Source organism: Hymenobacter citatus (assembly GCF_014333615.1).
GTDB classification, from domain to species: domain Bacteria; phylum Bacteroidota; class Bacteroidia; order Cytophagales; family Hymenobacteraceae; genus Hymenobacter; species Hymenobacter citatus.
Window position 1 is genome coordinate 386,394 of the sequence record NZ_JACSCY010000004.1, and the last position, 13,474, is coordinate 399,867.

General features: G+C 59.1%; 12 protein-coding genes. 4 read left to right on the forward strand and 8 right to left on the reverse strand.

Annotation, left to right across the window (positions count from 1 at the left end):
* Positions 1-96 precede the first annotated feature (96 nt).
* Both xseB and xseA read right to left on the reverse strand, forming a co-directional pair.
* Complete coding sequence (gene xseB / locus H8B15_RS07910; protein ID WP_187319121.1) at positions 97-315, reverse strand: exodeoxyribonuclease VII small subunit; 219 nt, start codon at positions 313-315, stop codon at positions 97-99.
* Positions 316-382: 67 nt separating this feature from the next.
* On the reverse strand, positions 383-1,915 hold the full coding sequence (gene xseA / locus H8B15_RS07915; RefSeq protein WP_187319122.1) for an exodeoxyribonuclease VII large subunit: 1,533 nt from the start codon (positions 1,913-1,915) through the stop codon (positions 383-385).
* Positions 1,916-2,083: 168 nt separating this feature from the next.
* Here xseA and H8B15_RS07920 point away from each other — a divergent pair, with 168 nt between their 5' ends.
* Both H8B15_RS07920 and H8B15_RS07925 read left to right on the forward strand, forming a co-directional pair.
* Positions 2,084-4,210 carry a M13 family metallopeptidase gene (locus H8B15_RS07920; RefSeq protein WP_187319123.1) on the forward strand — a complete coding sequence of 709 codons (2,127 nt, stop codon included), beginning with the start codon at positions 2,084-2,086 and terminating at the stop codon, positions 4,208-4,210.
* A 295-nt stretch (positions 4,211-4,505) separates the two neighbouring features.
* Complete coding sequence (locus H8B15_RS07925; protein WP_187319124.1) at positions 4,506-6,623, forward strand: M13 family metallopeptidase; 2,118 nt, start codon at positions 4,506-4,508, stop codon at positions 6,621-6,623.
* Between the two features lie 224 nt (positions 6,624-6,847).
* Here H8B15_RS07925 and H8B15_RS07930 read toward each other — a convergent pair whose 3' ends face one another.
* Both H8B15_RS07930 and H8B15_RS07935 read right to left on the reverse strand, forming a co-directional pair.
* Entirely contained in the window at positions 6,848-7,594 is a 747-nt protein-coding gene (locus H8B15_RS07930) for a peptidylprolyl isomerase (RefSeq protein WP_187319125.1), read from the reverse strand.
* Positions 7,595-7,768: 174 nt separating this feature from the next.
* Positions 7,769-8,986, reverse strand: a complete 1,218-nt coding sequence (locus H8B15_RS07935; RefSeq protein WP_187319126.1) for a zinc dependent phospholipase C family protein — start codon at positions 8,984-8,986, stop codon at positions 7,769-7,771.
* A gap of 135 nt (positions 8,987-9,121) precedes the next feature.
* On the opposite strand from H8B15_RS07935, the gene H8B15_RS07940 reads away from it, so the two are divergent.
* Positions 9,122-10,150: a hypothetical protein gene (locus tag H8B15_RS07940; RefSeq protein WP_187319127.1), complete on the forward strand. Its 1,029-nt coding sequence runs from the start codon at positions 9,122-9,124 to the stop codon at positions 10,148-10,150.
* A gap of 190 nt (positions 10,151-10,340) precedes the next feature.
* On the opposite strand, the gene H8B15_RS07945 is transcribed toward H8B15_RS07940, so the two are convergent.
* Both H8B15_RS07945 and H8B15_RS07950 read right to left on the reverse strand, forming a co-directional pair.
* On the reverse strand, positions 10,341-10,871 hold the full coding sequence (locus H8B15_RS07945) for a CinA family protein (protein WP_187319128.1): 531 nt from the start codon (positions 10,869-10,871) through the stop codon (positions 10,341-10,343).
* An 80-nt stretch (positions 10,872-10,951) separates the two neighbouring features.
* The gene (locus H8B15_RS07950; protein WP_187319129.1) at positions 10,952-12,004 is read right to left on the reverse strand and encodes a sodium:calcium antiporter; all 1,053 of its coding nucleotides are present in this window, start codon (positions 12,002-12,004) and stop codon (positions 10,952-10,954) included.
* Between the two features lie 159 nt (positions 12,005-12,163).
* On the opposite strand from H8B15_RS07950, the gene H8B15_RS07955 reads away from it, so the two are divergent.
* Complete coding sequence (locus H8B15_RS07955; RefSeq protein ID WP_187319130.1) at positions 12,164-12,421, forward strand: acyl-CoA-binding protein; 258 nt, start codon at positions 12,164-12,166, stop codon at positions 12,419-12,421.
* Between the two features lie 191 nt (positions 12,422-12,612).
* Here H8B15_RS07955 and H8B15_RS07960 read toward each other — a convergent pair whose 3' ends face one another.
* The gene (locus tag H8B15_RS07960; RefSeq protein ID WP_187319131.1) at positions 12,613-12,837 is read right to left on the reverse strand and encodes a CDGSH iron-sulfur domain-containing protein; all 225 of its coding nucleotides are present in this window, start codon (positions 12,835-12,837) and stop codon (positions 12,613-12,615) included.
* A 69-nt stretch (positions 12,838-12,906) separates the two neighbouring features.
* Positions 12,907-13,425: a GNAT family N-acetyltransferase gene (locus H8B15_RS07965; protein ID WP_187319132.1), complete on the reverse strand. Its 519-nt coding sequence runs from the start codon at positions 13,423-13,425 to the stop codon at positions 12,907-12,909.
* Positions 13,426-13,474 lie beyond the last annotated feature (49 nt).

Genomic DNA, 13,474 nt, shown 5'->3' on the forward strand with positions numbered 1-13,474 from the left:
CTAAGTGTGGAAGGCAGAAAGCGTTTTTCAAATATACAAGCCTTCCTATGCTTACCAACAAGCTGAACAGGTAGCAAAGCGACCAAGCCAGATGAGTTAGTCCTCGTCTGGCTCCTCGTCCTCCTCGTCCAGGTTCTCAAACACCTGATCAATGGTTGATTCAATGCCGCGCAGCTTCTGCTTGCACAGCCGAATCAGCTCGGCCGAACGTTGCACCTGGGTGGTGAGGTCGTCCACGTCTACGCTGTCGGTTTCCAGCGTGCGCAGGATGGTTTCCAGCTCTTCGATGGCTTGGCGGTAGGTCTGGTCGGACACTTTAAAGAGTTAAGAAGTAAGCATATAAGAATGAAAAAGCAGGATGCCGATGCTGGTGGAGCGCGGCTTACTCCTCCGCTTGTTGGGGTCGGCGCGGGGCCGTGAGGCGGGCGTACCACTCGGCCGAGGGTAGGCGTAGCAACACGGCGGTGCCAGCGCTCAGCTCCTCGGGTGGCAATACTGCCCCTGAGGGCCGCAGTAGCTCTACCGCTTGGGGGGGGGTAGGGGTTGCTACCTCCGCGTCGGTAGTAGCCACGCGGTAGGCCGTGGCCTGGGCCAAGCGTAGCTCGGCGCGATGCAGGAGCCGCTCAGCGACTAGCTGCACGTGGTAGCGGTGGTGCACCAGTTGCTCGCAGCGGCGGCGGTGCAGGCGCCGGAAGCGTCGGGCGAGGCGGTAGCCCAGCAGCCGGAGTCGTAGCTGCTGGTGGGCCAGGGCGCGGGTAGTGGCGCGGGGTAGGCGCTGGCGTAGGCGGGCCAATGTACGGTGCTGTTGGCGCAATCCAGTGCGGGCGCTGGCGGCGGCCTGACGGGTGCGTTGCTGTAAGGCGGTGCGGTGCTGGCGCAGCTGCTGCTGGGCCGCGTCGCGGGTGGCTAGGGCGGAGCGCCGCAACTGCCGTTGCCGCTCTCGCACTTGGTCCTGAGCCAGTTCCCGGATACGGCCGGCATAGTCGCTCAGTACGGCATCCAACCGTGCCAAGCGCTCAATCAGGAAAACAGCGGTGGCAGTCGGCGTTTTCAGGCTGAGGTGGGCCGTGAGGTCCAGCACGGCTTCGTCGCGCTCGTGCCCGATGCCGGTAAGCACAGGTAGAGGGAAGCTGCCCACAGCCGCCGCCAACCCAAAATCATCGAAAGCCAGCAAATCGGTTTTGGAACCGCCGCCGCGGATAATCACCACCACATCGAACTGCTGGCGCTGGGGGCGCACGGCATCTAGCGCCGCCCGGATGCTGGCGGGCGCCTCCTGACCTTGCATGGAAGCGGCAAACAGCGTGACTTCAAAGGCATACGGTGCCTCACGCAGCTGCTGCATAAAATCCTGCAAGCCCGCCGCCGTAGGCGACGAAATAACGGCCAGCCGCTGCGGAGCCAGGGGTAGGGACAGACGCTGCTGGCGCTCCAGCAAATCCTGGTCGGCCAGCTTGCGGATAGTTTCGCGACGCTGGCGGGCCAGGTCGCCCACGGTGTAGCTGGGGTCGAGGGCTACCACATCCAGCGAAAGGCCGTATTGCTCATGAAATTTCACCTGCACGCGCAGCATCACCTTCAGGCCAATTTGCAGCTCCTGGCCGGTTTGCTCCGCAAACACCGGTGCCAGCTGCTGGTAGCGCTGGCTCCAGATGGTGGCGCGGGCCTGGGCTTTCAACTCGGCCCCGCGGCCGGTGGTGTGCTGGTCGGTGAGTACCAGGTAGCAGTGGGCACCGTCGTAGCGGGGCAGGGTGAGGTCGGCAATTTCGGCCACCACCCAGTAGGATTCCGCGAACCGTTCGCTCAGGGTCTGGCGCACGCGCGTGAGCAGCTCGCCCAGGGGCAGCGCTACCAGCGGCCGGCCGGTGGGAGCTGGCAAACCAGAGTCGGGGCGACGATTGTAGAGCGGTGGCATTCGTGCAAGATACGCAATTTGGGCGCCGCTAGGTGCAATGCAACGCTTCCGACGGGGTAGTGTCTTATGCAGAATAACTTGTATTTTGGGCAATGCGCTACCTCGTTTTCAATGAAACGATGGGGATTCTACGTTGCTTTTCAACACCACAAACTTGTTCTCTTACACATGAAGAACCGTAATACTCTGACGCTGGCGACCCTAGCGGCAGCGGGCCTGCTTTCGGCGGGCTGCAACTCTTCCAAAACTACCACCGCTACTACTGCTGCCTCCGACACGACCACGGCCAACACTGCCACGGCCATGACGGATGCCGCCGACGCGCCCAAGGGGGTAGGCATTGACATTGCCAACCTGGACAAATCGGCCAATCCCTGCGACGATTTCTACGAGTTTGCTTCCGGTAATTGGGTGAAAAACAACCCAGTTCCGGCTGCCGAGTCGCGCTGGGGCTCCTTCAACGAACTGGCTAACAAGAACAACGCTACCACCCGCCAGATTTTGGAGGAGGCTGCCGCCAACACCAACGCCGCCAAGGGTAGCAACGCTCAGAAGGTAGGCGACTTCTACGCCTCTGGCATGGACTCGGTGGGCATCGACAAAGCCGGCCTGAAGTACCTGCAGCCCGAGCTGAACAAGATTGCCGCCGTGAAGGATCAGAAGAGCCTGCAACTAGAAATTGCCCGCCAGCAGACGCTGGGCACCGGGCCGCTATTCCGGGCCGGGGTAGGGCAAGACCGCAAAAACAGCTCGGTTTACGCCGTGAATCTGAACCAGGGTGGCCTGAGCATGCCCGACCGCGACTACTACCTCAAGGATGATGGCCGCTCCAAGTCGGTGCGCAACGCCTACGTTGCCTACCTCACCAACACCTTTAAGCTGCTAGGCGACAGCGAGGCCACGGCCGCCAAAAACGCCCAGACCGTGCTGGCGCTGGAAACCAAGCTCGCCAAAGCCAGCAAGAGCCGCGTGGAGCTGCGCGACCCGTACGCCAACTACAATAAGATGCCGCTGGCGGAGTTCAACCAGAAATACCCTAACATCGCGCTACCTACCCTGCTCAAGCAAAATGGCCTGGGCGCGGCGCAAGAGGTAATTGTGGGTCAGCCGGCTTTCTTCGAGGAGGTGAATGGGTTGATGAAATCGACCCCGCTGGCTGATATGAAGACCTACCTGCGCTGGCAGCTGGTATCGTCTCTGACCTCGGCCCTACCCAAAGCCTACGGCGACGAGGCTTTCCGCTACACGCAGGTGCTGAGTGGCGCCAAGCAGCAGCAGCCCCGCTGGAAGCGCATGGGCGCCGCCACCGATGGCACGCTGGGCGAAGCTTTTGGCCAGTTGTACGTGGACAAGGCCTTCTCGCCCGAAGCCAAGGCCAAGGCCCTGGAGATGGTGAACAACCTGAAAGCGTCGTTTGCCGAGCACATTCAGCAGAACACCTGGATGAGCGCGCCTACCAAGGCCGAGGCCCTGAAGAAGCTGAACGCCTTCACCGTGAAAATCGGCTACCCCGATAAATGGAAGGATTATTCTACCCTGAACATCTCGCGCGAGTCATACCTGCAAAACGTGCTGGCTGCCCGTAAATGGAACTACGCCCGCAACGTGGAGAAGTACGGCAAGCCGATTGACCGCACCGAGTGGGGTATGACGCCACCTACGGTGAATGCCTACTATAGCCCCTCGATGAACGAAATCGTGTTTCCGGCCGGTATCATGCAGCCTCCGTTTTTCGACCCGAAGGCCGATGACGCGGTGAACTACGGCGGCATGGGCGCGGTAATCGGCCACGAAATGACGCACGGCTTCGACGACCAGGGCCGGCAATTTGACGCGGCCGGCAACCTGCGCGACTGGTGGACCAAGGAGGACGCTGAGAAATTTACCCAGCGGGCTACCCTGGTAGGCAACCAGTATTCGGCCTTCTCGCCGCTCGATTCGGTGTATGTGAATGGCAAGCTGACCATGGGCGAAAACCTGGCCGACCTAGGCGGGCTGAACTTGGCCTACACCGCCCTGCAAAAGCAGCTCGACAAGAAATACGGCAATAATCCGCGCCCGCAGTACGACGGCTTCTCGCCCGAGCAACGCTTCTTCCTGGCCTGGGCCCAGATCTGGCGTTCCAACTCGCGCCCCGAGGCCCTACGCCAGCAGGTACTCACCGATCCGCACTCGCCCGGTATGTTCCGCACGGTAGGGCCGCTGCAAAACATGCCAGAGTTCTATCAAGCATTTGGCTGCAAGCCGGACGCCAAAATGGTGCGCGCCGAAAACGTGCGGGCTAAGATCTGGTAGGAAGCATAGTGGTGCTATTGGAACGTCATGCTGAGCGCAGCGCAGCGAAGTCGAAGCATCTCGCGTGCTGATGACAGATAGTAATTGATTACTCACGAGCGAGATGCTTCGACTCCGCTGCGCTCCGCTCAGCATGACGTTCTTGGAAAAGAAAAAAGGCAGCCTGCGGGCTGCCTTTTTTTGCGTTGCGGGCACCAGACAGCGCAAAACACCTGTTGAGCAAGACCACGGAGCACAGGATTTCCTCCGTATCTTGTCCTCCCAATTCCCATTTTTTCTCCTTTTCCTACCACCTATGAAAAACCGAAATAGCCTGACGCTGGCCGTAGTGGCCGCGGCCGGGCTGACGCTGGCGGGCTGTAGCTCGTCGAAATCAACCGCTACGGCCTCCGATACGGCTGCTACGTCTGCGGCATCGGCTACCTCCGCTACGGCAACCACCCAGGCCGAAGCTCCCAAAGGTACCGGCCTGAACGTGGCGAACATCGACAAATCAGCGAATCCCTGCGACAACTTCTTTCAGTTTGCCTCAGGTAGCTGGCTAAAGAACAATCCGATTCCGGATGCGGAATCGCGCTGGGGCTCGTTCAACGAGCTGGCTGACAAGAACAACGCCGTGATGCGGCAGATCCTGGACGAAGCCGCCGCCAACACCACGGCCGCCAAGGGGAGCAACGCCCAGAAGGTAGGCGACTACTACGCGTCGGCTATGGACTCGGTGGCTATTGATAAAGCCGGCCTGAAGTACTTGCAGCCTGAGCTGAACAAGATTGCCGCTGTGAAGGACATGAAAGCCTTGCAGGCTGAAATTGCCCGCGAGCAAACCATCGGTACCGGCGCGTTCTACTACAGCGGGGTAGGGCAGGACGACAAAATCAGCTCGCAATACGCCGTGAGCCTGTACCAGGGCGGCCTTTCACTACCCGACCGCGACTATTACCTCAAGGACGATGCGCGCTCCAAGAGCATCCGCACGGCCTACGTCAACTACCTCACCAACACCTTCAAGCTGCTGGGCGACTCGCCGGCCGTAGCTGCCAAAAACGCGCAAACGGTACTGGCGTTCGAAACCAAGCTAGCGCAAGCGAGCCGCACCCGCGTAGCCCTGCGCGACCCCTACGCCAACTACAACAAGATGACGCTGGCGGAGGTGCAGAAGCAGTACCCCAACCTGAACGTGGCCGGCGCCCTCAAGCAAAACGGTCTGGGCGCCGCCCAGGAGGTAATTGTAGGCCAGCCCGATTTCTTCAAGGCCGAAAACGCCCTGCTGAAGTCGACTCCGCTGGCTGCCCTCAAAACCTACATGCGCTGGCACCTGACTACCTCGCTCACCTCGGCCCTACCCAAGTCGTTTGGCGATGAGTCGTTTGCCTTCTCGAAGGTGCTAAGCGGCGCCAAGCAGCAGCAGCCTCGCTGGAAGCGCATGCTCCGCGCCACCGATGGTGCCCTGGGCGAAGCCTTCGGCCAGCTGTACGTGGATAAGGCCTTCTCGCCTGAAGCCAAAGCCAAGGCCAAGCAGATGGTGGAAAACCTGCGCGCCGCCTTCGCCGAGCACATTCAGAACCTGGATTGGATGAGCGCCGCCACCAAAGAGCAGGCGCTGAAGAAGCTGAATGCCTTCACCGTGAAGATCGGCTACCCCGATAAGTGGAAAGACTATTCGGCCCTCACCATCTCGCGTGAGTCGTACCTGAACAACGTGCTGGCCGCCCGCAAATGGGCCTACCAGGACAACGTAGGTCACTACGGCAAGCCGATTGACCGCAATGAGTGGGGCATGACCCCGCCCACAGTGAATGCCTACTACAACCCGCCGATGAACGAAATCGTGTTTCCGGCCGGCATCATGCAGCCTCCGTTTTTCGACCCCAAGGCGGATGACGCGGTGAACTACGGCGGCATGGGCGCCGTGATTGGCCACGAAATGACCCACGGCTTCGACGACCAGGGCCGCCAGTACGACGCCGAGGGCAACCTGAAAGACTGGTGGACCAAGGAAGACGCCGCTAAGTTTACCCAGCGCGCCGACCTGGTAGACAAGCAGTACTCGGCCTTCTCGCCGCTCGATTCAGTGTTTGTAAACGGCAAGCTGACGATGGGTGAAAACCTGGCCGACATCGGTGGCCTGAACATCGCCTACACGGCCCTGCAAAAGGCTATTGCTGGCAAAAATGTACCGAACTACGACGGTTTCACGCCCGAGCAGCGCTTCTTCCTGGCCTGGGCCCAGATCTGGCGTACCAATGCCCGCCCCGAGTATCTGCGCCAGCAGGTAATGACCGATCCGCACTCCCCGGCCCAGTTCCGCACCGAAGGCCCGCTGCAAAACATGCCGCAGTTCTACGAAGCATTTGGCTGCAAGCAGGACGCTAAAATGGTGCGCGCCGAAAACGTGCGCGCTCGTATTTGGTAGACAGGTTGTTTCCTGAAACTAAAAGCCCTGACGCAGAAGCGTCAGGGCTTTTTTGTGGGAGGCGTGCCTTGTTTTTCTGTCATCCTGAGCATTCCGCGCATCAAGCGGCGACGAAGGACCTTCTTACGGCAGAACGAGTCGTTGGTAGGTTTGTCGTTCTACCGTGAGAAGGTCCTTCGTCGCCGCTTGATGCGCGGAATGCTCAGGATGACAGAGAAAAACCTCTACCCCCCTACCACTTCCATCTTCATATTTACGTCTTTCTTCGGCCAGTTATAAGCATCAATCGGTTCGTCGGCAATTTTGTCCAGCACGTCTAGGCCCTCTACCACTTCCCCGAATACCGTGTATTTGCCGTCTAGCGAGGGTAGGCCGCCCTCAGTGGCGTAGGTTTCGATTTGGGCAGGGGTGAGCTTGCGGCCCGCTAGCGCCTTCGATTGATTGGGGCCCCACTTCTGGCCCTGCACGATGTAGAAATCAATACCCGACGACAGTTGATCGGGGTTCTGCTCATCGTCGTAGCGAGCCATGGCCAGGGCACCTTTTTTGTGGAAATGCTCGGGACGCATTTCAGGCGGCAGGCGGTAGCGGTTGATGGCAATGGTGCGGTTGGTGGACCGCCCACCCTGAATCACTAGCCCCTTCTCTACCCGCTGAAACAGGGTTTCGTTGAACACCCCTTTGCGCGCTAGCAGCAGAAAATTGGCCTTATGGATAGGCGTATCGTCGTAGAGGCGCAGGCGCATGGTGCCCAGGCGCGTGTGCAGCAATATCTCCGAGCCGGGATGCTCCTGGAGGTAGGGCGTGAGCAGAGCCACCACGTTGCTGTCGGCCAGGGCCGTGAGGCTGGGACCGGGTACGGGCGGTGGCGTGGTGGGCTGCTGGGCAGTAGCAGTGGTTTCCGGCGGGGTTTGGTTGCAGGCCGGCAGCAGCCCCAGGAGCAGCGCAGCCAGCAGAAGCGGACGGGTCATAGGAAGGGGAAGTTGTGAATATGGAATGGTAATGTTACTACGCTTTCCAAAAAGAACGTCATTTCGACCAGCGGGAGAAATCTCGCGTGCTAATAAAAGATAGTATCTAACATCAGCACGCGAGATTTCTCCCGCTGGTCGAAATGACGGCCATTATTCACCATTTCACCACTCCTACCAGCCGCCGGTGCCCCAGTCGTCGGTGGCTTTTTTGGCTTTGACTTTGGTCTTGGTAGCCGGCGCAGCGGTCGGCTTCACTTTCACCTTCACTTTATCGGGGGTAGGGGGGGTGGCCTTGGCAGACGTGGGAGCCGCGGCTGGCTGTGGCTTCTCTTCCAGGTCGGCGGCGGCGGGTGTACTCATCTCAACGGCAGCACCAATCTGGTCGGGGCGGGCGGCGGCTTTGGGTTTTTCCAGGGCCAGCAGGCGCTGTTGGGGCACCAGCTGGTTGTCTTTCCAGAGCTTCAGGTCAGAAGCCAGACGGTCCTTTTCCTCTTTAGTGGGCTCGTGGGCCAGCAGCTTCTCCAGGTTGGGGCTGCCGGCGTCTTTCCAGGCCGTGTACCACATAGAGGCTACCAGGGTAGGGGCCTGCTTGAGGCGGTAGGCCACCTGTCCGCCCACAATGTCGTGGTAGGAGTCGGCAAAGGCGTCGGAGTAGGAGCGGCGGGTGGTGCCGTACTTGTGTGAGTAGTTATACTTGGTTTCGGGGGTGTACTTCAGTGTCACCTTTTCTTCTTCATCAAACGTAGCACCCAGGAAGCCATACGACTGCTGCACCGTCATCCAAATGGCTGCCAGCGGGTCTTTCACATATTTGGCCTCGTCGCTGTTGAGCTTGTACTTGGCAATATGGCGCTCCGGCAGCTTCGACTCCCACAGGCTGTGAATACCGGTTTGGTTGGTCATCTGGCCGTCGTAGTTCTGCGTGGTATGCAGGGGCACAAAGGCGTCGCCAATGTAGTGACCCAGATCCGACGACAGCTTCAGGATGTTGGTGGTATCCCCATCGCGGAAAGCCTGGGTGAGCTGGTCCTTCAGGTCAATAACCGTCCACGGTACGGTGCCGTACTTGCGCAGGGTATCGGCCGAGTACTTGGCGACGGCCTTTTCCCAGGCTTTAGGCATGGCCCCAAACGGGTCGGTGCCGTAGTGGTCCATGTCGATGTAATGCTTGGGCGCCTCGGTGGGGTCGGTTTCGCGGCGCTCATCGGGGGCGGTGGAGAGCGTTACCAAGCGCGGCAGAAAGTGGTAGTAAAACGGCTGCATGGCTTTGGGCAGCGCGTATACCGAAATCTGGGCAATGGTGCGGTGGCCCATAAAGCCCCAGCCCGGCGACAGGGTAGGCAACAGCACCAACGTGGCAAGCAGTAGCGGAGTCAGGAGTTTTTTCATCTTTGAGAACAGAACAACACGTGGTGGAAGTACTGCGAAGTTCGAAATTAAATACCTGAGCCTGACCACCGGAACCGTAATTTTTGCGTCGATTCCTGCCCTAGTCCTATTTTTTCGCCTACCCATCCTCATCCCGTGGAAATTTCCAAAAAGAAAAAGAGCTACCCACTCGATGCGGCCCTACGCCACTACCTGCGCCAGTACGACCGCGCCACAGACCTACCCATTTCCTACCTCGACTTGCTGCGCGTGAGCAACGCCTACCCCCTGCTTGACCGCCAGGGCCGCGACACGCTCTGGGAAACTGTGTACTACGAGCCCAACGAGCTGCAAGAGTTGACCCGCGGCCTAACGGAAATATACGCCCTGCTGAAAACCGACGGCGACCTGTCGTTCACTGAACACCTGCTGGCCGACCGCATCGACTATTGCCGCTTCGGCAACAGCAACCCGTTTCGGGTGCGCGTAGTCAACCAGCTCAACGACAACTACGATTACTTCTACGTGAAGCGCGCCGATGCCTCTCGTGTATATGGCCTGGAGCTGGAGCATTTGCTCTCTCCCAACAGCATCAACTACCTAGTGCAGGGCGAAACGCTGATTGAGGAGCACATTGTGGGCATTCCCGGCGACGATTTTATCCGCACGCGGCTGCGCACGCCCCAACTCAACCAGGTGCGCATCGCCAAAGAGTTTGTGAAGTTCAACGAGCGGTGCTTTGCCCGCCTGCTGGGTGATATGCGCGCCTACAACTACGTGATTGACGTGACGCCCGACTTCGAGGACGAGCAGTACCGCGTGCGCGCTATCGACTTCGATCAGCAGAGCTACGAGGGTAGGAAAACCATGTACCTGCCGCAGTTTTTCAAAGACAACCGCCCCGTGGTGGAGCTGTGCAGCCGCTGGCTGGAGCCCGATACCGTGCGCCAGTACCAGGCCGAGGAGCGCACCCTCATGGCCCGGCGCGTGCGCTCGGAGCGCTACCGCCTCCGCGACTTGATGGACTGCATGCGCCGCGCCGAGCTGGCCCCACCCGACAAAATTGCCCAACTCAAGCAAGACCTCAATGCCCACCACGGCACCACGCAATTCAGCCGCTGCCGCACCATGGGCGATGTGGTGCGGCTGAACCTGAAGATCATGCTGGTGCGCCCGCAGCGGTGAGATGGGGAAGTAGTGAACAACAAGACGTCTGTCATCCTGAGCAGCGCGAAGGACCTGCTCACAGCAGAACAATGGTCGTCACAACGACTCGTTCTACGGGCATAAGGTCCTTCGCGCTGCTCAGGATGACAGACGTCTTTTTACTAACCGTGTACCGCCTGTACGTACTAATGGTATTGTGTGGGAAGTGCTACTTGGAAAGAGCTGTTTGTTTGGACGGGTCGGCTTGGTAGAGCTTAAGAAGCTCCATTAGCTTCTCGTAGACCAGCGTGGTGGCTTGATGGCGCAGTTGTTCGCCATCGGTATCAGGAAATTCTTCCCGGTACTCGTGCGCGCGGCCTTCCAGCATAATCGTCACAAAAACGGTACCCACGGGCTTGTCGGGGCTTTCGGAGGCGCCAGGACCACACAGGCCCGTTACGGCCACGCATATCTCGGCTGGGAGCTGACGGTGTAAACCCTGGGCCATTTCGTTGGTGGTCTGCTGGCTTTCTGCTGAGTATGTCGTCAGGGTACTTTTCTTGACGCCTAGCAACTTCTGCTTGGCTTCTGCATGATACGTGACCACAGAGCCTAACAGTACTTGGCTCACACCTTGCACAGGCGCCAGCTGGGCGGCCACCAAACCACATGTGCAGCTCTCAGCCAACGCCAGTGTCAGCTTGTGTTGCAGACACAGTTTAACCAGTGTTTCAAGATCCGGTTCCTTTGATTTTTTCATAACGTAAGCAATTGACAGGGCTACATAGGCCTTTAGGTGATACGACCTGCCTCGTTGCTGGTTATGGAGGAGCTATAGGCTTACTGTTTGATGAAAAGCAGGCCAAGCATGCCCAGCGCGTACAGCACCAGTACTGCCCACGAGTCGAGGCCCAGGCGGCCTACCTGCCGACGCGAGCGAAACACCAGTCCCACCGCGTACACGCTGCTCAGCAAAATGCCCAAACCGGTGAGATATAGGTCGGAGGCCTGGGCACTCGGAAGCACCGCCTTGCCCGATACCAGCGCGGCCAGCAGAAATAGCACGGGCAGAAAGGCATTGCCCCCAAAAATGTCGCTTACTACCAACTCCGGCTTGCCCAATTGCAAGGCTGCCAGCCCAGTCGATACTTCGGGTAGGGAGGTGGCTGCGGCCAGCACCGTGGCGCCAAAAAGCAGGCCCGTCATGCCCCATTGGTCGGCTAGCTGCTCGCCGCTGACTTCCAATGCCCAACCAGCTAGCAACGTAGCCAGAGCCGCTGCCCCAAATACCAGTGCCACACGCCGGGTGCTGCTCCCGGTGAAGGGCTTCTGCTTCGACGAAGCGTCGTCGGGGGGAGCGGGGCGGCCGTTAGCAGGCGCGTGGGGCCGCCAGGGTAGGCCACGCTGAGCCTTACCAATAAGAAACACACCGCCCATCCATAGCAGCACCAGCACTACCTCGGCTGGCGACACGCGCCCACCCAGCAGGCCCACGGGCAACTGAGCGCCGAGGACCACTACCGTGAGTACCGCCACGACCAACAATGCTTCCAGTACTGGCTCCAACGTATGCACGCGGTGGGTAAGGGGCTTGTCGTGGCCCTGGCCGAAAGCATCCAGTACTACCAGCACCAGCGTTTGCACTGCAATACCGCCCAGTATGTTGCCCACAGCCAGCGACACCTGCCCCCGTAGGGCGGCACTCACGGTAATAACCAGCTCGGGTAGGTTGGTTACGATGGCCAGCAGCAGCAAACCGCCCAGCGCATCGCCCAACTTCAGGCGCTGGGCCAGCACATCGGTAGTATCAGAAAGGTAGGTGCCGGCTTGCCACACTACCACGGCGGCCACCGCAAAAAGCGCTACCAGCAGCGCGGGCGAAAGATGGGACATACAAGCAGCGTAAGGTTGAGCTGCAGGTAGTACGTAGGAGAGGAGGGTAGGATAGCAGGGTAGCACAGTTTCAGGCGCAAAAGAATGCTGCATGCAGCATTCTTTGCGACCTTTCTGTAACTTGCTCACCTTGTTTATTCCTTCATCCAATCAGTTCTTATGACCACGCAGGAAGAATTTGAAGCCGCTGCCCAACGCGCGCAGCAACTCCCCAGCAAGCCCTCTAACACGGTACTGCTCCAGCTCTACGCCCTTTACAAGCAAGCCACCGAAGGCGACGTAACCGGCACCCGCCCCGGCGGCTTCGATTTCAAAGCCATTGCCAAGTACGACGCCTGGGCTGGCCTCAGTGGTAAAAGCAAAGAGTCGGCCCGCCAGGAATACGTGGCGCTGGTTGACTCCTTGGCTGGCGAGTAGTGAGATGGTGAGATGGTGAAATGGTGAGTAAAGAATACGTGTGTCATCCTGAGCTTGCGAAGGACCTTCTGCCAGTTGAACGAGCCGTTGTTACGTTAGTCGTTCACGCGTGAGAAGGTCCTTCGCAAGCTCAGGATGACACACGTATTCTTTACTCACCATCTCACCATTTCACCATCTCACCATTTCACCTACTGTTTGGGAGCAGGTAGGTCGAAGGCTTTGGCGTCGTGCTCGAAGTGGCCTTTGTGGGAGCCGTCGCAGAAGGGTTTCTGGGCCGAGAGGCCACAGCGGCAGATGCTGATACGCTCGCGGCCACCCAGGCCATAGGGGTTGCCTTGCGCATCTACCAGCTCAAAATCGTTGCCTTCTACGCGCAATGAGCCATTATTGAGAACCGTAAGTTTGGTTGCCATCTTTGAAAAAATTAGGGTTAGTGAACCGTAAAGATAACCGCTGGGGTGGCAACGGCCTGCGCCGGAGAGCTACGCCAGCTCCTTGCGCAGGATAAAATCGTTCATCCAGTACGGCCCAATCGGAATATCGTCTTCGCGGTGGCGCTGGTAGCCCAGGCGCTCGTAGAACGACACGGCCGGGTTGTAGCGATTCACGTTCAGCTCCAGCGTATGGCCACCAGCGGCGCGCACAGCGTCTTCTACGGCTGCTACTAGCCGCTGCCCCAGGCCCTGTCCCTGGTGCGAGGGTAACACGTAGATTTTGTGTAGCTTATATAGGGCCTCATCTGTAAGCAGGCGCGAAAACGATGCGTAGCCGGCTGGATGCCCCTCTACCAACAGCAGCAAAAAGCTGTGCTGATCGTCGGTCATTTGGCGGTGTAGAGAGGCGGGAGTATAAATCACCCGATACATGTAATCGATCTGTTCCTTGGAAAGGATAAATCGATATGTGGGCTCCCAGGTGGCTTCGGCCAGCGAGATGATGGTAGGAATATCCGCCAGGGTGGCAGGCTGAACGGCAACGGTAACAGGTGAAGAGGCGGACATAGACCGCAAAAACGGCATTTTTCGCGGAAAAAGCGAATTTTGCCTGCGT

Excerpts from the sequence above, each read along its gene's own strand:
- H8B15_RS07930 (WP_187319125.1), bottom strand. The coding sequence starts at position 7,594 with ATGACCCGTCCGCTTCTGCTGGCTGCGCTGCTCCTGGGGCTGCTGCCG.
- H8B15_RS07960 (WP_187319131.1), bottom strand. The coding sequence starts at position 12,837 with ATGGCAACCAAACTTACGGTTCTCAATAATGGCTCATTGCGCGTAGAA.
- H8B15_RS07950 (WP_187319129.1), bottom strand. The coding sequence starts at position 12,004 with ATGTCCCATCTTTCGCCCGCGCTGCTGGTAGCGCTTTTTGCGGTGGCC.
- H8B15_RS07955 (WP_187319130.1), top strand. The coding sequence starts at position 12,164 with ATGACCACGCAGGAAGAATTTGAAGCCGCTGCCCAACGCGCGCAGCAA.
- H8B15_RS07945 (WP_187319128.1), bottom strand. The coding sequence starts at position 10,871 with ATGAAAAAATCAAAGGAACCGGATCTTGAAACACTGGTTAAACTGTGT.
- xseA (WP_187319122.1), bottom strand. The coding sequence starts at position 1,915 with ATGCCACCGCTCTACAATCGTCGCCCCGACTCTGGTTTGCCAGCTCCC.
- H8B15_RS07935 (WP_187319126.1), bottom strand. The coding sequence starts at position 8,986 with ATGAAAAAACTCCTGACTCCGCTACTGCTTGCCACGTTGGTGCTGTTG.
- H8B15_RS07925 (WP_187319124.1), top strand. The coding sequence starts at position 4,506 with ATGAAAAACCGAAATAGCCTGACGCTGGCCGTAGTGGCCGCGGCCGGG.
- H8B15_RS07965 (WP_187319132.1), bottom strand. The coding sequence starts at position 13,425 with ATGTCCGCCTCTTCACCTGTTACCGTTGCCGTTCAGCCTGCCACCCTG.
- H8B15_RS07920 (WP_187319123.1), top strand. The coding sequence starts at position 2,084 with ATGAAGAACCGTAATACTCTGACGCTGGCGACCCTAGCGGCAGCGGGC.